The organism is Bradyrhizobium sp. USDA 4452, assembly GCF_054063575.1.
On the sequence record NZ_JBSSGK010000001.1, the window covers coordinates 3800982 to 3817741 of the forward strand.

General features: G+C 64.7%; 18 protein-coding genes. 5 read left to right on the forward strand and 13 right to left on the reverse strand.

Features of this window, described 5'->3' with window-relative positions; translation table 11 throughout:
• The first annotated feature begins 169 nt into the window (after nucleotides 1–169).
• Genes ACVISU_RS18320 through ACVISU_RS18335 form a run of 4 tightly spaced genes read left to right on the forward strand, consistent with a single transcriptional unit; the run spans nucleotide 170 to nucleotide 2786 of the window.
• Complete coding sequence (locus ACVISU_RS18320) at nucleotides 170–622, forward strand: MarR family winged helix-turn-helix transcriptional regulator (protein WP_456707851.1); 453 nt, start codon at nucleotides 170–172, stop codon at nucleotides 620–622.
• 40 nt (nucleotides 623–662) lie between these two features.
• Entirely contained in the window at nucleotides 663–1238 is a 576-nt protein-coding gene (locus tag ACVISU_RS18325) for an isochorismatase family protein (protein ID WP_063695492.1), read from the forward strand.
• Complete coding sequence (locus ACVISU_RS18330; protein ID WP_050406113.1) at nucleotides 1225–1554, forward strand: hypothetical protein; 330 nt, start codon at nucleotides 1225–1227, stop codon at nucleotides 1552–1554. Before ACVISU_RS18325 ends, ACVISU_RS18330 begins: the two co-directional genes overlap by 14 nt.
• Complete coding sequence (locus tag ACVISU_RS18335) at nucleotides 1551–2786, forward strand: MFS transporter (protein ID WP_456707852.1); 1236 nt, start codon at nucleotides 1551–1553, stop codon at nucleotides 2784–2786. Before ACVISU_RS18330 ends, ACVISU_RS18335 begins: the two co-directional genes overlap by 4 nt.
• A 19-nt stretch (nucleotides 2787–2805) precedes the next feature.
• Here the strand turns inward: ACVISU_RS18335 and ACVISU_RS18340 are convergent, their stop codons facing one another.
• The 6 genes from ACVISU_RS18340 to ACVISU_RS18365 all read right to left on the reverse strand — a co-directional run bounded on the left by ACVISU_RS18340 (nucleotide 2806) and on the right by ACVISU_RS18365 (nucleotide 9363).
• Nucleotides 2806–4023, reverse strand: coding sequence for an acyl-CoA dehydrogenase family protein (locus ACVISU_RS18340; protein ID WP_456707853.1), 1218 nt, complete (start codon nucleotides 4021–4023; stop codon nucleotides 2806–2808).
• A gap of 89 nt (nucleotides 4024–4112) precedes the next feature.
• Nucleotides 4113–4541, reverse strand: a complete 429-nt coding sequence (locus tag ACVISU_RS18345; protein WP_050406110.1) for a phasin family protein — start codon at nucleotides 4539–4541, stop codon at nucleotides 4113–4115.
• 23 nt (nucleotides 4542–4564) lie between these two features.
• The gene (phaZ, locus tag ACVISU_RS18350) at nucleotides 4565–5500 is read right to left on the reverse strand and encodes a poly(3-hydroxyalkanoate) depolymerase (protein WP_456707854.1); all 936 of its coding nucleotides are present in this window, start codon (nucleotides 5498–5500) and stop codon (nucleotides 4565–4567) included.
• The gene (locus ACVISU_RS18355) at nucleotides 5493–7196 is read right to left on the reverse strand and encodes an alpha/beta fold hydrolase (RefSeq protein WP_456707855.1); all 1704 of its coding nucleotides are present in this window, start codon (nucleotides 7194–7196) and stop codon (nucleotides 5493–5495) included. Before ACVISU_RS18355 ends, phaZ begins: the two co-directional genes overlap by 8 nt.
• Nucleotides 7193–7669 (reverse strand): MaoC family dehydratase, encoded by a 477-nt coding sequence (locus tag ACVISU_RS18360; RefSeq protein ID WP_456707856.1) that lies wholly within the window; start codon nucleotides 7667–7669, stop codon nucleotides 7193–7195. The genes ACVISU_RS18355 and ACVISU_RS18360 overlap by 4 nt, the downstream gene beginning before the upstream one ends.
• A 41-nt stretch (nucleotides 7670–7710) precedes the next feature.
• Nucleotides 7711–9363 carry a fatty acid--CoA ligase gene (locus tag ACVISU_RS18365; protein ID WP_456707857.1) on the reverse strand — a complete coding sequence of 551 codons (1653 nt, stop codon included), beginning with the start codon at nucleotides 9361–9363 and terminating at the stop codon, nucleotides 7711–7713.
• Nucleotides 9364–9769: 406 nt separating this feature from the next.
• On the opposite strand from ACVISU_RS18365, the gene ACVISU_RS18370 reads away from it, so the two are divergent.
• Nucleotides 9770–10810 carry an AraC family transcriptional regulator gene (locus ACVISU_RS18370; RefSeq protein ID WP_456707858.1) on the forward strand — a complete coding sequence of 347 codons (1041 nt, stop codon included), beginning with the start codon at nucleotides 9770–9772 and terminating at the stop codon, nucleotides 10808–10810.
• 46 nt (nucleotides 10811–10856) lie between these two features.
• On the opposite strand, the gene ACVISU_RS18375 is transcribed toward ACVISU_RS18370, so the two are convergent.
• From ACVISU_RS18375 to ACVISU_RS18405, 7 genes are all read right to left on the reverse strand, one after another.
• Nucleotides 10857–11033: a hypothetical protein gene (locus ACVISU_RS18375; RefSeq protein WP_224924689.1), complete on the reverse strand. Its 177-nt coding sequence runs from the start codon at nucleotides 11031–11033 to the stop codon at nucleotides 10857–10859.
• 112 nt (nucleotides 11034–11145) lie between these two features.
• Nucleotides 11146–11610, reverse strand: a complete 465-nt coding sequence (locus tag ACVISU_RS18380) for a hypothetical protein (protein ID WP_456707859.1) — start codon at nucleotides 11608–11610, stop codon at nucleotides 11146–11148.
• A gap of 107 nt (nucleotides 11611–11717) precedes the next feature.
• Nucleotides 11718–12608 carry a lytic transglycosylase domain-containing protein gene (locus tag ACVISU_RS18385; RefSeq protein ID WP_456707860.1) on the reverse strand — a complete coding sequence of 297 codons (891 nt, stop codon included), beginning with the start codon at nucleotides 12606–12608 and terminating at the stop codon, nucleotides 11718–11720.
• Nucleotides 12609–12647: 39 nt separating this feature from the next.
• Complete coding sequence (locus ACVISU_RS18390; protein ID WP_456707861.1) at nucleotides 12648–13172, reverse strand: YbjN domain-containing protein; 525 nt, start codon at nucleotides 13170–13172, stop codon at nucleotides 12648–12650.
• A 13-nt stretch (nucleotides 13173–13185) separates the two neighbouring features.
• Complete coding sequence (locus ACVISU_RS18395) at nucleotides 13186–14238, reverse strand: peptidylprolyl isomerase (RefSeq protein ID WP_456707862.1); 1053 nt, start codon at nucleotides 14236–14238, stop codon at nucleotides 13186–13188.
• Entirely contained in the window at nucleotides 14235–14828 is a 594-nt protein-coding gene (locus tag ACVISU_RS18400; protein WP_050406103.1) for a hypothetical protein, read from the reverse strand. The genes ACVISU_RS18395 and ACVISU_RS18400 overlap by 4 nt, the downstream gene beginning before the upstream one ends.
• Nucleotides 14829–14830: 2 nt before the next feature.
• Complete coding sequence (locus tag ACVISU_RS18405; protein WP_050406102.1) at nucleotides 14831–16699, reverse strand: putative porin; 1869 nt, start codon at nucleotides 16697–16699, stop codon at nucleotides 14831–14833.
• Nucleotides 16700–16760 lie beyond the last annotated feature (61 nt).

Consider the following 16760-nt stretch of genomic DNA (forward strand, 5'->3'; position numbering starts at 1 on the left):
TCGACAACCGCGCGCACGAAGACAACAAAATCTAATGTGATGCGCTCCGGGGCCGAGTTCAGGCGCCGTTCAGATCGTCCGGTCACCGCACCGACGATCACGAGAATATGAAGGTAATCTGCGAAGGTTATCTTTACAGTCTACCTGTACATATGTCATTCTCACCAACATGAACAATGCAGTGGCCCGCACCGGCTCGGCGCGTACATCCGCGCTCGCCGAAGACCTTCGCCTGTTGATCGGAACGCTGAAGCGACGGCTGCGCGAGCAGGGTCAGCGCGAGGATCTTCCGCCGTCCCAGGTCGCGGTGCTGCTGCGCCTCGAAAAGGACGGCCCCGCGACCGTCTCGAGCCTGGCGCGCTCGGAAGGCATGCGGCCGCAATCGATGAGCTCGGCGATAGCGGCGCTCGAGGCCGCGGGGCTGGTCCGCGGCGCGCCCGATCCGGACGACGGCCGCCAGACCATCATGTCGCTTACCGATAGCTGCCGCGAGCGGCTGCGCACCGGCCGTGCCGCGCGGCAGGACTGGCTGTCGCGCACCATTGCTGCGCGGCTGTCGGCGCGAGAGCAGGATGAACTCGCCGCCGCCGTCGGCCTGCTGAAACGGCTGGTCGCAGATTGATGCCGGCCGCGCCGCGCCAATCGCGAGAAAGGAAACGATCATGGCTCTGACGACGCTCGATCCGATCACCGCCCTCATTGTCGTCGACCTGCAATCAGGGCTCGTCGGCGCGCCCTTCGTGCACCCGTTCGAAGACGTCGTGGCGCGCGCCTGCGCCCTCATCAATGCGTTTCGACGGCGTGGACTGCCGATCGTGCTGGTCAATGTCGACGGCACGGCACCGGGACGAACCGAGCGGCCGCGCCACAGCGGACCATTTCCGGACGGCTGGACCGAGCTGATTCCGGAGCTCGATCGGCGGCCGGGCGACATCGTCGTGACCAAGCGGACATGGGGCGCGTTCGCCAGCACGGATCTCGAGAAGCAGCTGCGCGCCCGCAGCGTCACGCAGGTCGTCGTCGCCGGCGTAGCGACCGGGACGGGCGTCGAGTCGACGGCGCGGCAGGCCTATGAGGCCGGCTTCAACGTCACGCTCGCGACCGACGCGATGACCGATGCGCGGCCCAACGCACATGCCTACAGTATCGAACAGGTGTTTCCGCGACTCGGCGAAACCGGCTCGACGCAGGCCATCATCGATCTGCTTGAAAGGACGAATGCGCATGAACTGGCTTGACCTCGTCGCCTATTTCTTCGGCGGCGCCTTCCTCACCAACGCGATCCCGCACGTCGTCGCCGGCATGATGGGCGAGCCGTTCCAGAGCCCGTTCGCCAAACCGCCCGGCGAGGGCCTGTCGTCATCGACCGTCAACATCGTGTGGGGCTTCTTCAACCTCGCGGTCGGATATCTCCTGATCTGCCGCGTCGGCGACTTCGGCTTGAGAACCACCAGCGACGTCGCAGCACTCGGTCTCGGCGGCCTCTCGATCGGCTTGTTCCTGGCGCGGCGGTTCGGACGGTTTCACGGCGGGAACGAACCACAGGGAACATGAGACGCGTCTTTCGATCGCTCGTAAGCTTCAACTACCGGGTCTGGGCGGCCGGCGCGCTGGTGTCCAACATCGGCACCTGGATGCAGCGCGCCGCCCAGGACTGGCTCGTCCTCACCCAACTGACGCAGCATAGCGCATCCGCGGTCGGCATCGTGATGGCGCTTCAATTCGGCCCGCAGCTGCTGCTGATGCCGTGGAGCGGCTTCGCCGCGGATCATTTCAACCAGCGCAAGCTGCTGATGGCGACCCAGGCGACGATGGGCGCGCTCGCGCTGGTCCTCGGAATTCTCACCGTCACCGGACTGGTGCAGCTCTGGCACGTCTATGTATTCGCATTCCTGTTCGGCTGCGCGGCAGCACTCGATGCGCCGGTGCGCCAGACCTTCGTGGCCGAGCTGGTCAGCGACACCAACCTGTCGAATGCGATTGCGCTCAACTCGACCTCGTTCAATGCCGCGCGCATGATCGGCCCCGCCGTCGCCGGCCTGATCATCGCCTCCGTCGGCATCGGCTGGGCGTTCCTGTTCAATGGCGCTTCGTTCCTCGCGGTGCTGACCTCGCTCACCCTGCTGCGCACCTCCGAGCTGCGCCCGAACGCGCGGGCCCATCCCGCCAAGGGCAGCGTCATGCAGGGCTTCCATTATGTGTGGTCCCGCCCCGATCTCCGAGCGACCTTGATCATGCTGTTCCTGATCGGCACCTTCGGACTGAACTTTCCGATTTTCATCTCCACCATGGCGGTCGGCGTGTTCCACACCGATGCACGCGGCTTCGGCCTGCTGTCGTCGGTGATGGCGCTCGGCACGATGTCGGGCGCGCTGCTCGCCGCGAGCCGCGACCAGCCGCGATTCTCTTCGCTGATGCTGGGATCGGCGACCTTCGGATTGGGCTGCACGCTGGCCACCCTGGCGCCGAACTATTGGCTGTTCGCCGCCGCGCTGGTCGTGATCGGCGCCGCCGCGCTGACCGTCACCAACACCTCGAACGCGCTGATGCAGCTGTCGACCGAGCCTGCAATGCGCGGACGCGTGATGGCGCTACGGCTTGGTGTGGCGCTGGGCGGCACGCCGATCGGCGCACCGATCGTTGGCTGGGTCGCCGATCACCTCGGCCCGCGCTGGGCACTCGGCGTCGGCGCCGCCGCCGGCTTTGCCGCCGCGATCGTCGCCCTGGGCATGCTGTCGCGGACGCATACCTCGGCCGAACACGGCAGCATGCCGCCGGCCGAATGAGTGGACGGCCCGCAACGCCTCAGACGAAGGCGCTCAATCCCGTGATCGACTTGCCGACGATCAGGGTGTTCATCTCGCGGGTGCCCTCGTAGGAGTAGATCGCCTCGGCGTCGGCGACGAAGCGGCCGATATGGTTCTCGAGGAGGATGCCGTTGCCGCCGAGCAGCTCGCGCGCATAGCCGACCGTCTCGCGGCACTTGACGGTGCAGAACGCCTTGGCCAGCGAGGCGTGCTCGTCCAGCATCACGCCTTCGTCCTGCATCTGTCCGAGCCGCAGCATCATCGCCTGCGTCGCGGTGACGTTGCCGAGCATGCGGACCAAGAGATCCTGCACCAGCTGGAAGCCGCCGATCGGCCTGCCGAACTGCTGCCGCTCGGTCGCATAGCGTAACGCGTGCTCATAGGCGCCCATCGCGCAGCCGACGGCGAACCATGCCACCCCCGTGCGGGTCATGCGCAGCACCTTGGCGGTGTCCTTGAAGGAGTTGGCGTTCTGCAGGCGGTCCGCCTCGGGCACGCGGCAGTCCTTCAAGGTGATCAGGCCGTTCTGCACCACGCGCAGCGCCATCTTGGTCTTGATCTTCTCGACCGCGAAGCCGGGATTGTCCTTCGCCACGACAAAGCCCTTGACCTGGTTGGAGCCCTCCTCGCGGGCCCAGATCACGTTGATGTCGGCGAAGGTGGCATTGCCGATCCACTTCTTCTGGCCGTTGAGGATCCAGACATCGCCCTCGCGCCGGCAGGTGGTCAGCATGCCGCCCGATGTTGCCGAGCCGACCAGCGGTTCGGTGAGACCGAACGAGCCGATCTTCTCGAAGCGCATCATCGCCGGCAGCCAGCGCTGCTTCTGCGCTTCGTCGCCGCAAAGAAAGATCGAGCCCGCCGAGAGCCCGGTGTGTACGCCCCAGAAAGTCGCGACCGAGCAATCGACCCGCGCCAGCTCCATCGCGACGAAGCCGTTCAAGAGCCAGCTGCCGCCCGCCGCGCCATAACCCTGGTAGCCGACACCGCCGATGCCGATCTCGGCCATCTTAGGGATGATCGCGAACGGAAATTCGTCGCGACTCCAAAATTCCTCGATCACAGGCGCGACGGTGCCCTCCGTGAACTCGCGCACGCGCCGCAGCAGCGCGCGCTCCTTGTCGTCGAGGACGCTGGCAATCCCGTAGAAGTTGCCGTTGATCGGCGGCGGCGCGCAATCCGGCCTGGCCGGCCGTGTCGCGTGTGCGTTGGCCATGGTGTCCTCCCTGATACATGGCGATGCTTCGCCCTTATCGCGCTTTCCCGGCAGGACCCGCGCCTGCCGGGATTCGTCTCATCGTGAGGTCAGGTCGGCTTGTTCGGGCGGACGCTGGCGCGGAACTCCTCGAAATTCTCCTTCATCCGGTCCTGGATGATCTTCACCGCTTCCGTGGTCGACTGCCGCGCCGTCGACGCGCTGTCCTGCGCGCCCTTGACCGCGATATCGAACACCTTGCGCGCGAATTCGGTTTGCAGAGCAAGGTTCTCATGAATCTTGCCGAGCGGCTTGTACTCGCGCGCCAAGGTCGCGGCCTCGCGCAAGCCCGCCTCGATCACCTCGCGCTGCTTCTGCGCCACCGATTGTGCGCCCTGGGCCGCAACCTTCGCGCTCTGGCCGAGCGCCTCGAGGTTCTTCTTCTGCGCCTGCAACAATTCGTCCACGTTCAGTTTCGGCAAGCCGAGGTCACTGCCGAACTTCCTGAGCATGTCGATGTAAGAGGTGTTGTCGGTCACGATATCCTCCCTGGTTGCTGTGTCTAAGGCTTCTGCCGTCCGCCTCCGGACGTAGGAACGAGATCCCTGAAATAGCTCGTCGTTCGCGCGAGCAGAGATGACGATACGGCCTGACGGCTCTCGTCGGCCAGAAACGCTTCGATCAGGCCGGCGGTTTCCGTTGGCCGCGTCACCATGAACAGGTGCCCGTCGTCGATCAAGCGCAGCTCGGCGTTCGGGATCAGGCTCGCCATGAGCTGACCGTTGACCGGAGGGACCAGCGGATCGTCGCGGCCCATCAGGATCAGCGTCGGCTGCGGCAATGACCATAGCCAGGGCAGGCTGGTCCAGCCGGTCATCGCAAGCAGCTGATAGAAGTAACCCATGCTGCGCGCGCCGTGCATCGCGGCCGCATGCCGGCCGATCAATGACGGATCGTCGCGAAACGCCCCGCCATAGATGTCGGCGGCGATGCTTTTCATGTAGCCCTTGTCGGTGTAGCGCCGCGACGTCGCCATCTTCCACAGCACCGCCGGGCCAGCCGGCACCATGGTGAAACCAGGCGCGGTCGCGGCCAGCACCAGGCGGCGGCAGCGCTTCGGAAACTGATGCGCGAATTGCTGCGCGATGCCGCCGCCCCAGGACACGCCGGCGACGTCGACCTCCGTGTAGCCCAGCTCCGCAACGAGCCCGGCGGCAAGCCGCGCCAGGGTCGACGGACGATAAGGCCACGCCGGCCGTGGCGATCCGCCAACGCCGGGCACGTCGAAGATGATGGCGGTGGTCGAGGTGAGCGCGTCGAGGAACGGCCGCGCCAGCTCCCAATTGGCGCCGATGCCGTTGAACAGCAATAGCGGCGGCCCGCTGCCGCCGCCGTGCCTGATCGCGACCTGAAGCAACTGGCCGTCGATCGTGATCTGCCGCGTCTCGATCATGCCGCGCTGCGCGGCCTCGCCAGTGCTGGTGAGATCGTCAGTCAAAGACGTAGGTCCCCGGTGCCGCGCCAAGCGATGGATGGCGCGCGCTGCCGAGCGTCGCGGGCGCCGTCACCTCCTCGCCCGAGCGCGCCTGCAGCCAGTCGCGCCAGTCGAGCCACCAGCTGCCCTTGCGCTTCTCGGCCGAGGCCATGAACGCATCAGGCTTGTCCTTAGAGATCGGCCCGATCATGAAGGACGCCTTCGGATTGCTCGGCGGGTTGAGCAGGCTTTGCAGGTGCCCGCTGTTCGACAGCACGAAGGTGGTGCCCTCGCCCATGATCTGCGCGGTCTTGTAGACGCCCTTCCACGGCGTGATGTGGTCGGTGACACCCGCGACGACGTAGCTGTCGGCCTTGACCTTGCTCATGTCGATGGTCTTGTCGTTCAGTGTCAGCTTGCCGGCGTTGACGAACGGGTTCGAGAAGTAGAGGTCGAGATAGTCGCCATGCAGCCCAGCCGGCAGGCGGGTCGTATCTGCGTTCCAGTACAGGATGTCGAAGGCCGGCGGCTGGTTGCCGAGCAGATAGTTGTTGACCCAGTAGTTCCAGATCAGGTCGTTGGGCCGCATCCAGGCGAACATCCGCGCCAGATCGTGGCCGTCGACGATGCCGCGCAGCTGCGAGGTCGCCTTCGCCGCGCGCATAGTCTCCGGTGTCATCAGGCAACCGAACGTGCTCTCCTCGGCCGAATTGGGATCGAGCAGGCAGACCGCCAGCACCAGGTTCTTGATCTTCTTCTCGGTTGCGCTGCCGAGCGTCGCGAAATAGGCCGTCGAGGTGATCCCGCCGGAGCAGGATCCCATCATCGAGATGTCTTCGCTGCCGGAAATCTCGCGCGCCGCGTCGACCGCCTCGTCGAGCGCGGCGACATAGGTGTCGAGCCCCCAATCGCGATGCGCCGCCGTGGGGTTGCGCCAGCTGACGGCAAAGACCTGAAAGTCGCTCTCGAGCAGGAATCGCACCATGCTCTTGTCCGGCGAGAGATCGAGCGCGTAGTACTTGTTGATCTGCGGCGGCGTGATCAGAAGCGGCCGCTTCCTGACTGTCGGCGTCGTCGGCTTGTACTGGATCAGCTCGATCAGTTCGTTGCGGAAGATCACCGCGCCCGGCGTGGTCGCGAGATTCTCGCCGACTTTGAACGCGTTCATGTCCACCATCGACGGCATGCCGCGGTTCTGCGTCAGATCGCCGATATAGTTCTTCAGGCCGCTCCACAGGCTCTGCCCGCCGGTGTCGATGAACTTGCGGACGGCCGCCGGGTTGGTGAGCATCGTGTTGGTCGGCGCGACGGCGTCGATCAGGATATCCGTGATCAGATGCGCGCGCTGCTTGTCGATGTCGCTGAGGCTGGTCTTGTCGACAAGGCCGTTGATCGCCTCGCCCCACGCCAGATAGGCCTTGAGCAGGCCGGAGTGCAGCGAGCTCTCCTTCCAGGTCGGATCGGCAAACCGCTTGTCGCCGGCCTTCGGTGCGCGATCGGACTTGCCGGCGGCGATCGAGCCGAGCTCGCCGACGAAGGACAGCCACTGCTCGGTCGCGACCTTCGGCTCGTTGATGACGGCTTTGAACAGGATACCGGCGCCCTCGACGAGGTCCTGGCCCTGGATGCCGACGAGCGGATTGAGCGCCAGCGTATTCCTGGACGCCGCCTCGGACATGTCGGACGCCGAGGAATCCGGACCGCGATTTTCCGTGCTCATTGCTTTGCTCCCTCCGCCGAAATCAGAAGGGCCAGCGTCTCGGCGATCAGCGCCGGCTTTTCGGAGCCTTCGACCTCCAGCGTGTTCAGGGTTTTCATGATCACCTGGCCGCCGTCCCGCGGCTCGATCCCGGACAGCACGACCCGCAGCCGCACCCGCGTGCCCGCTGGCACCGGCGCCAGGAAGCGCACCTTGTCGACCCCGTAATTCAGTCCGGCCGCGGCATCGCGCGGGATGATGCCGACCTGCATCGCGAGCGGCGCCACCATCGCGAGCGTCAGATAGCCATGCGCGATCGGACCGCGGAACGGACTCTCCCGTTTGGCGCGTTCGACGTCGACGTGGATCCATTGATGGTCGCCGGTGCAGGCCGCAAAATCATCGATGCGCTGCTGATCGATCGCAACCCAGTCGGAAAGCCCGAGCTCCTTTCCGACGTGTTCGCCGAGCCCGGCCAAAGTGAGGTTGCTCATGACGTCGTCCTCCTCGATCCGTTCTTGGCTGTACTGGAGCGTCACATATTGCCGTACTGCTCGCGCAGCTCCTTCTTGTTGATCTTGCCGACGCTGGTCTTGGGAATGCTGTCGATGAACAGGATCCTGCCGGGGATGCCGTACTTCGAGATGACGCCCTTGTCGGCGAACACCTTGAGATGGTCCTTGATGGCGACATCGCTGAGGCCCTCGACGCCGGCCGGCTTCTTGACCACGAGCGCGAGCGGCCGCTCGCCCCATTTGTCGTCCTTGACGCCGATCACCGCGGCCTCGGCGACGCCGGCGCATTGCGAGATCAGATCCTCGATCTGCAGCGAGGACACCCATTCGCCGCCGGTCTTGATCACGTCCTTGATCCGGTCGGTGATGTGGACGTAGCCGCCCGGACTGACCACGGCGATGTCGCTGGTGTGCAGATAGCCGCCCTCCCAGAGTTGCTCCGACCCTTCGGGGTTATTGAAGTAGCCCTGGGTGAGCCACGGCGCCCGCAGCACGATCTCGCCGGCGGACTTGCCGTCATGCGGCACGTCCTTCATGTCGGGATCGACGATGCGCAGATCGACCAGCGGGCCGGCCATGCCGGCGCGGGTGCGGAATTCGACTTCGCCGTCTGGGTCGCCGCTGAGATCCCTGGAATGGACGTGGGAGACCGCGGCAAGCGGGCCGGTCTCCGACATGCCGTAACCCGCGAAGATGTCGACGCCGGCCTCCATCGCCTGCTTGGCCAGCGCCTTCGGCAACGCCGAGCCGCCGATCACCATCTTGAGGCCGTGGAGATCGACCTTGGCGGCAGCGGCGGCGTTGAGCAGCATCTGCAGGATGGTGGGCACGCCGTGCGTGAAGGTGACGCCTTCGCTCTTGATCAGCTTGACCAGCATCGCCGGCTCGTAGCGGCCGGGATAGACCTGCTTGGTGCCGGCCAACGTCGCCGACCACGGAAAGCCCCAGGCGTGAACGTGGAACATCGGCGTGATCGGCATATAGACGTCGTCGCGCGAGAAGCGCCCTTGCGAGCCGGCCATACCGAACAGCGCAAGCCCGGCGATCGTGTGCAGCACGAGCTGGCGGTGGCTGTAATAAACGCCCTTCGGCAGACCGGTGGTCCCGGTGGTGTAGAAGGTGGTGGCCTGGGTGTTCTCGTCGAAGTCGGGAAAGTCGTAATCCGGCGAAGCTGCCGCCAGCAAACTCTCATACTCGCCGATGAAGGGCAGGCTACCGGTCTGCGGGGACGGCTTGTCCGAGATCACGATCATCCGCTTGACCTTGGGCAACTGCGCCTTGATGCCCTCTAGCAAACCGACGAACTCTTCATTGACCAGCAGCGTCGACGCGCCGGCGTGATCGATCGTGTAGGCGATCTGCTCCGGCGACAGGCGGACGTTCACTGTCTGCAACACGGCCCCCATCATCGGGATCGCGAAGAAGGCTTCGAGGAAGCGATGGCTGTCCCATTCGAGTACGCCGACGGTGTCGCCAGGCTCGACGCCGGCCTTGCTGAGCGCCGAGGCGAGGCGGCCGATCCGTTCTCTGGTCTGTCGATAGGTCTGGCGCTTGAGATCTCGATAGACGATCTCCTGATCCGGCGCCTGCACGCGCGGCGTGTGCCAAAGCTGCTTGAAGATGAGCGGATAGTGATAGGCGGATTGGGCAGTCTGAATCAGCCTTCCGACCATGGAAGCCTCCCTCGACCTGGCATCTCCTTCGACCGTTGCGTCCGCAGTTCTGAGCGAGCGGATCGCGTGGCCTGCCGTCCTCATGTCGCGACGGTCCGACCGCGTGACATTACGACCAAGCCTCGCGTGACGCCCGAGATTTGTGAAGGTCCGAAACGGACATCGGCGGGGTCTCAACCGGACAAGGCGCTCTCATCAATGGCGGCGGTCTTGCTGCTGCGCAGCAAGAGGGCCCCAAGAGAGACCCATTGATAAATCTTGATAACTCTTGGGTTATGGCGCGAACCGGCTATGTTCGAAGGGCTCGCAAGCGGAAATCCACTCGGGCCGGGTTTGCGGCGCACTGCTTTTCGACCGAAGGAAGGGCTGGTTCACCTTGCAACCAACCACGCGACTGAAGAGGCCTGTGGGCTCCCGCAACGACATCCTGACCGTCGGCACTGGCGACCAGGTCTATGAGACCACCAAGCTCGGCGCCGTCTTCGACATGCTGGCCGGCGCCGGCGTCCCGGCCGACGCCATCCTGCGCGACACCCGCATTTCGCTCGCCGACGTCCACTCACCGCAGGCGCGGATTTCGCTGACGCAGCTGATGACGGTTTGTCAGAACGCGCTGCGCCTGTCGACCGACCGTCATTTGCCCTATCGCATCGGCGCATCGATCCACGTCTCGACCTACGGAATGTATGGCTATGCGTTGCTGTGCTGCCCGGACTTTCGCAAGGCCATGGAATTTGCGATGCGCTATCACGCGCTCGCCGCGCCGCTGGCGACGATCGAATTCAGCGAGGACAAGGTCTCCGCGAGATGGATCATCGAGCCCAATCTGCATGCACTTGCCGATTCCGCGCTCTACCGGTTCGTCGCCGAGATGCAGATCGGCATTCACATTTCGCTGATGCGCGACATCATGGGACCAAGCTTCGCTCCCTCTGAAATCACGCTCGCCTACCCGCAGGCACAGGAATTCGATCTTCCACTCGATCATGTCGGATGCCCGGTGCGCTTCGGTCAGCCGACCAACCAGATCGTCTTCAAGGCGCAATTGCTGGACCGGAGAGCGGATCTCGGCAACAAGACGACCTATCCGACCATCGTCGCCCTCTGCGACGACTTGCTCGGCGACTTGAGATTGCGGACCGGCATTGCCGGAAAGATCCGCGCCATCCTGCTTCGCGACATCGCCAATCCCCCGACCTTCGAAGCGATCGCAAAGCTGCTCGGCGTGAACGACCGGTCGTTGCGCCGCCAGCTTCGTCAGCAGGGCTTTTCCTTTCGCACGCTGCACGACGAACTGCGGACCCAGATTGCGCTGAAATATCTCCGCAGCACGACGCTGGCCAATGACGACATCGCATTGGCGCTCGGCTTCAGCGATGCCGCAAACTTCAGGCGCGCGTTCCACCGCTGGACCAACAAGGCCCCGAGCGAGATCCGCGGCGAATGATTGCAGACGGCGACCGTTGGCCGCCTCGCTTGCGCGGACGACCGCGCTAATACGCGTAGGACGTCTTGCCCGGCTGCACGGTCAGCCGAAAGGCGACATCGGTCGAACCGTCCATCAGCTCGATCAACTGGTCACACACCAGGCATCTAAACTCGCCGGCGATGCCGCCCTTCGACGTCAATTCGATCCGGCGATAGCCGGCCTGGCAATGGGGGCACGTCACGTCAGATTTTCGCATGGAATCAGCAAACCGTTGCTCTCTCTATTTTCCATATGCCCATCGTCAGAAATGTGACGGCGTCACGATCTGTGCGAAACAGACGTCTCCGCGCATATCATCGATGGCTGAAGACCGGCGCTGGCGGGCGATAGGGAAACGCCGAGACCCCGAAGTTGCGGCCATATTGCTGCCGCACAGCCGGGATGTTGACCACGCCCACCCTGAGATCCTGCGATTTGGCGTCGATCGGCGGCGTGTTGGTCACGGGCGGATTGACCTGATCGACCTGTTTCTTCAACCGCTCATTGATACAGCCAAGCGAGGCCGCATCGCCGCAGCCCCCGCTGCCTCTTGCCGCAGCCCCGCCGGTGCCGCCACTGGTGTCGCGGTTGAGGTTGAGCGTGGACGGCGGTGTGCCGACGCTGGTGTCGCGGTTAAGGTTGAGCGCCGACGGCGGTGTGCCGACGACAATTTCCGGCAGCGGCGTGCGCTGCTGCGTCTGCGTCTGCGTTTGCGCCTGCGCCTGCGCCTGCATCGCCGACAATCCGGCAACGGCGACCGCCAACATCATCACTTTCATCGGTGCTGCTCCTTGCAGAACCAGAACTGTTTGAAACGATAGGAAGCCAAGGGCAGATATCAAGCGAGGATATCAAGGCAACGAAGAACGCGAGAGGCGCGGCCTTGCTATTTCCCTCCCCGGGCCTGGATCACAAGTGCGTTGAGCCGCGTGTTGAGCGCGACCAGATCGACGCGGCCGATGCGTCCACCGCCGCCGAGGCATTTGCGGCCACAGCCGCCGCCACCACCACCGGCACGGCCAGGTTCGCCGAAGGTCGCGACCGGGACGGTTCCCGTCACCCGAAAGCCGCGGGCAAACAGCCGGGCGCGCACTGCCACGCAATAATTCACCGACAGATAGGAGAAGCGGGTCTCGCCATGACCTGCGCGGTACTTCATGACTGCGGTGCACAGGTCGCCGCCGGCAAGGCGCCACGCCTGCGCAAGATACATGACACCGAAGTGAATATTGTTCTCGGGAATCGCGAGTTCGGCAAGCGAACCGGAGAAGCCGAGCATCCGCGCGGTCGACGGCAGCAGCTGCATCAGCCCGATCTCGCCGACGCCGCCGATCACGTCGGGATTGTAGCCGCTCTCCACGCCCATCCCCGCCTCGGCGATCTCGGGCGCGAGCCCGCTTCCAGCCGCCTCCTTCTCGATCAGCGCCCGATAGCGCATGCGCGCGTCCGACACCGCGGGCTGGCTCACCGGCGAAGGCGGGAGGGCTCTCCCGCCGCCGTCCTTCAACGCATCTTTGGCCGGCGCAGCCGGCTTGCTCGTCGCCTCGGCCGGCTTTGCCGTGGCGTCGACTGAAGGTTCGACCGACTCGACAGCAGCAAAACGCGTGCTGAATGTCGGCGCCGGCGTCTGTCCCTCGGCATGGACGGGCTGGACGAGGCAAAGCGCGAGCACAAGACCGCCAACAGCGATACCACCGCCCCATCGACGCGCAGGATCGAGCTGCTTCCGCCATCGGCTGAAGCAGCTCGCCTTCATCGTGAAGACACCGTCACACATGGATCGGTTGCGGTCCTGATGCTCGCCCGTGCGCGCGGCCTACTGGATGGTGGGAACCGATCCCGCTTCCGCGTGCTCACGCGCCGGCTGAGCCGGCGCGCTCGGCTGCGGGGCAGCCGCCGCGCCATTCCGGGCGACGATCTTCGGCAGCTCCTCGCGCAGATAGGCGATCAGCTCCTGAACCAGCCGGTCCCAGACCTCGATCTGCGCCCGCACAAAGTTCGGCGCCACGCCGCCGGCCACGGAGACGTCGAGGCAGAACATCAGGAACGGTTGGCTGAACTGCAACCGTCCGAACCGCCGCGTCGTGTTCCAGCGATTGACGAGGTCGAGCGGCAGCTCGCCCTGCACCTGGAGCGTGGTGACCAGCATGGCGTCGATAAAACTCTGTTCCTCGCCGACGAGCTGGTTTCCCGGCCGGATCTCGAAGCCGAGCCCCGCGGTCGCCGAGCGCAGATAGGTCGTGTTGGCAACCGGATCGGTCAGCGTTTCGACGCGATAGCCGACATTCTGGAAGCTGTCGCGCAATCCTTCGATAGTGAGCTTGGTGATGATCTCGGACATCTTTATCTCCGTATTACTTCTTCGACGCGTCGAGCAGGCTCGACAGTGCAAGCTCGTTGAGGACGGGGGGATGCTGCTTCAGCAGCTCGGCGAGGTAAGCCCGCCGCATCATGTTCGACCGCTCGGAGCGGATCTGCTGCACCAGCTGGTCGCGCACTTCCGGCAGGGTGCGGGTATAGGACGCCTTGGTGTCGATCAGCTTGATGATGTGCCAGCCGTCGTCGAGCCTGATCGGCTCGGACACGCTGTTCTTGGCGAGCCCCATCACCTGGCTGCGGATCTCCGGACGGATCTGGTTCTCGGCAACCCAGCCGAGGTCGCCGGCGTCCTTGGCGGCGTTGTTGTCGCCGCGCGCGATCGCCGCGAAGTCGGCTCCCGGCGCCTTCAGCTTGCGCTGCACGTCGTCGAGCTCCTGCTTCGCCTTGTCCTCGGCGGCCTTGTCGCCCTCCTTCGGAGCGGCGACGAAGATCTGCGCAAGCTGGAATTGGCGCGGCATCAGGAATGCGGCGCGATTGGCCTCATAGACCTTCTGCAAATCATCTTCGCTCGGAAAGTTCGCGGGCGGCGTCGACACCGATTGCAAATAGAGCTCGACCACCGCGCCCTCGCGCGCCCGTTCGAGCTGCGCGGCGACGGCGGGTTGCTGGTCCCACTTCTTCGCCACCGCTTCCTGCAGCACGAGGCGGTTGGCGAGCAGCAGCCGGACCGCCTGGCTGAGCATGGCCGGATCCTTGGCCAGCGCAGCCTGCTCGCGCGGGGCAAGGGCTGCGACATAGCTGCGAAGATCATCGGCCGAGACGTTGGTGTCGCCGACCCGCGCGACGACGTTCTCGGGCGCGGTGGCCGGTTTCGGCGCGGCCGCGACGGGAGCCGGTGCGGGCGTGGCGGCGGCCTGGGCCTGCGCCGCGGGCTGTGGCTGCGGCTTCCTGACCGGAGCCTGCACCGTCCGTGGCGCGGGAGCCTGCGTCTGGGTCTGCGCCGAGGCATCGAGCGGCGCAACGAACGTGGCGACGGCGGCGGCGAGACCGATCGACCGGAGCGGCTTCATAATGAGGGCGGTCGTCATGGATTCACCTTCTGATCGAGGAACTTGTCGGTGCTTTCCTGCAGCTGGTTCTGGATTTCGACCCGGCGCTGCTGGATCATCGGTTCGCGCGAGACCACGATCTCGCCGATGGTCAGGTCCTTGTAGCGCTGCACCATCTCCTTGCCGGCCTTGACCAGCTGGGCGTTCTTGGCGACGCAGCTCTTGGTGCTTGCCTTGTACGCCGTTGCCTCGCCTTCGAACTTGGCACGCTCGGCGTCCTTGGTGCGGGCAACGGTGGCTGCCTCCTCATACGCCGACTTCCACTTCTCCAACGTATCGTCGCGTTCGGCGAGCCGCTGATTGAACTCGTCGACGGCGTCGCGATGTTCCTTGTCGGCTTTCTTCAGCTGTGCCTTGAGGTCGTCGACCTCCTTCTTGGCCGCCGCCTTTTCGCGATCGGCGTCGGCCACTTTTGCCTGCAGCGCCGTGCGCTGGTCTTCCAGCGCACGGGTCTGCGCCGTCGCGCTGCGCAGTGCCTCGCGCAGGCGGTCGGTCTCGGACTGGGCGAATGCGGTGCCGGAGCTCAATGCTCCGATCACCATCATCAGGACGAAGAGTGCGATGCGCATGATCAGAACTTCGCGTTGAGGTCGACTTGCAGGACGTCTACGGCATAGGGCACGCCGGCGATGCTGTTGGCGCTCATCCAGCGCAAGGTCGCCCAGACATTCTCGCCAAGACCGACATTGCCGCCGACGAAATAGCCCTTGAGGTTGGTGCCGCCGAGGCCGAAGTCGGAGTCCGCGAAGGCATCGATGGTGGCATCCGATTCGAGGTATTTGTAGCCGGCGTGGACGTTCCAATCCCAGAGATGCTTGATTTCCCTGTCGCCGACGGTGACGCGGCCGAGCCAGCCCTGATTGCCGCCGTTGAACGGACCGGGCGTGTTGCCGCCATCGGGGCTAGGCCCGCGGTTGTTCATCGCCGCGGCGTTCATGAGGGAACGGCTGAACGCGGTGTTGTTGACGTATTCGCCATCGAGCACGATGTGGGTCGGATGGAAGTGTCCGAGATCGAGCTGTCCGCTGACCACCACCGGGCGATACTGGCTGACCAGTCCGAAATACTGGTACTTGAAGCTGGTGCCGCCATTGTTGCCCGTGCCAGGGGGATCGGGGATGATGTTACGCAGCGCGAAATAGCTGTTTCCCTTCTGAGCAAAGGACGGTCGGGTCAGGTCAGTATCGCAAACATCGCCTGACAGCTCGACGATGCACGGACTGGAGAGCTGCCCCTGTACATTGTCGAAGTCGTAGAAGGCGACACCGAACCGGAATGCGTATTCCGGACTGAATCGCGCATTGAAGCCGACCTGGCCCCCGAACAGCCACTTGTCGTGGCTCGCGAACTTGGTCGGCGGATTCGTCAGATTGATTCCGGCATTGAAATCGGTGTTGTAGATCGGGAATGCGCCGCCCACCGCGAACGGCGTGAAGCCCTCCCACACCTCGTGCTTGGCCTGCACCGCGAAGCCGTCGAAGCCGAGCTCGCGGTACCAGACCAGGTCGGTCGGCGACCAGAACGGATTGTCGAACCGGCCTGCGGACAGGCTCAAATCGCCGTTCCAGCCCTGCCAGTTGATGTAGCCGCGATCCAGCCAGACGCCATATTTCGAGAAATTGCCCCCGGTGGTGCCAAGCGTCTGGTTGGTCGATACCGGCGAGTTATTCTCGCCGGTCGCGATGCGCAAGCCGGCCGTGAACCCGTAGAGCAGATCCGCTTCCATGCCGAGCCGGCCGCGGATCCGGAACTGGTTACGGTCCTGCGTAGCATCATAGGTGGGCGCGCCGTAAGGATTCGTGATGTTCGAAAGGTCGTACGGCGAACCGGTATTGATCGCGTTGAAGTTGATGGCGTCGGCCTGGTCGTTGCCGGTCGGGAAGTAGTTGCCCTGATAGCGCACGCGCGCATCGCCGTAGAAGCGGATGCGCTGCGCCCATTCCGGGTAGGTTCCGGGAGACGCCCAGTTTTCCTTCTGCGCCTTGGCCATCACCTCCTGCTTGATCTCTTCCCGCAACTGTTTTTTGACGACTTCGGGAACGTAGGTGACGTGCCTGGTGCCGGGCGGCTGCGCGGCCGCGGCGGCGGCCGTCGCGGCCCTGGTGGCGTCGTCGGCCTTGGTCGTGGCGTCCTTGGCGGCCTGGCGGGAGACATAGGCCTCGTCCTCGGCCTGCTTGATCAGCGCCTGGGCCTGGTCCTCCTTGAGGACGCCCTGCTGCACCAGAAGATTGACGAGATTGACGGTGGCATTCGACGATGTCGGCTTGGTGCTCGACACCTTCGGCTTCTTGGCATCGGTCCGCTTCGCCGCGGCGGCGGGCGCCTGGTCGGCGGCCTGGTCCGCAGTCTGGCCCACGGCCGGCGTTGCGCAGGCGAGCGCGCTCAGCGACACCGCAAGCGGCAACGCGCGCCATTCTGCGTGAGCTCGTTTCTTAAACATCAGTCCCCCAGTTCTCACTCGCACATTGAATTCGAGGTTGGTCGTTCGTCAGTTGGTCTCG

What these genes read in the sequence shown, in the direction of transcription:
- ACVISU_RS18320 (WP_456707851.1), top strand. Translation starts at nt 170, where the DNA reads ATGAACAATGCAGTGGCCCGCACCGGCTCGGCGCGTACATCCGCGCTC.
- ACVISU_RS18325 (WP_063695492.1), top strand. Translation starts at nt 663, where the DNA reads ATGGCTCTGACGACGCTCGATCCGATCACCGCCCTCATTGTCGTCGAC.
- ACVISU_RS18330 (WP_050406113.1), top strand. Translation starts at nt 1,225, where the DNA reads ATGAACTGGCTTGACCTCGTCGCCTATTTCTTCGGCGGCGCCTTCCTC.
- ACVISU_RS18335 (WP_456707852.1), top strand. Translation starts at nt 1,551, where the DNA reads ATGAGACGCGTCTTTCGATCGCTCGTAAGCTTCAACTACCGGGTCTGG.
- ACVISU_RS18340 (WP_456707853.1), bottom strand. Translation starts at nt 4,023, where the DNA reads ATGGCCAACGCACACGCGACACGGCCGGCCAGGCCGGATTGCGCGCCG.
- ACVISU_RS18355 (WP_456707855.1), bottom strand. Translation starts at nt 7,196, where the DNA reads ATGAGCACGGAAAATCGCGGTCCGGATTCCTCGGCGTCCGACATGTCC.
- ACVISU_RS18360 (WP_456707856.1), bottom strand. Translation starts at nt 7,669, where the DNA reads ATGAGCAACCTCACTTTGGCCGGGCTCGGCGAACACGTCGGAAAGGAG.
- ACVISU_RS18365 (WP_456707857.1), bottom strand. Translation starts at nt 9,363, where the DNA reads ATGGTCGGAAGGCTGATTCAGACTGCCCAATCCGCCTATCACTATCCG.
- ACVISU_RS18380 (WP_456707859.1), bottom strand. Translation starts at nt 11,610, where the DNA reads ATGAAAGTGATGATGTTGGCGGTCGCCGTTGCCGGATTGTCGGCGATG.
- ACVISU_RS18385 (WP_456707860.1), bottom strand. Translation starts at nt 12,608, where the DNA reads ATGTGTGACGGTGTCTTCACGATGAAGGCGAGCTGCTTCAGCCGATGG.
- ACVISU_RS18390 (WP_456707861.1), bottom strand. Translation starts at nt 13,172, where the DNA reads ATGTCCGAGATCATCACCAAGCTCACTATCGAAGGATTGCGCGACAGC.
- ACVISU_RS18395 (WP_456707862.1), bottom strand. Translation starts at nt 14,238, where the DNA reads ATGACGACCGCCCTCATTATGAAGCCGCTCCGGTCGATCGGTCTCGCC.
- ACVISU_RS18400 (WP_050406103.1), bottom strand. Translation starts at nt 14,828, where the DNA reads ATGCGCATCGCACTCTTCGTCCTGATGATGGTGATCGGAGCATTGAGC.
- ACVISU_RS18405 (WP_050406102.1), bottom strand. Translation starts at nt 16,699, where the DNA reads ATGTTTAAGAAACGAGCTCACGCAGAATGGCGCGCGTTGCCGCTTGCG.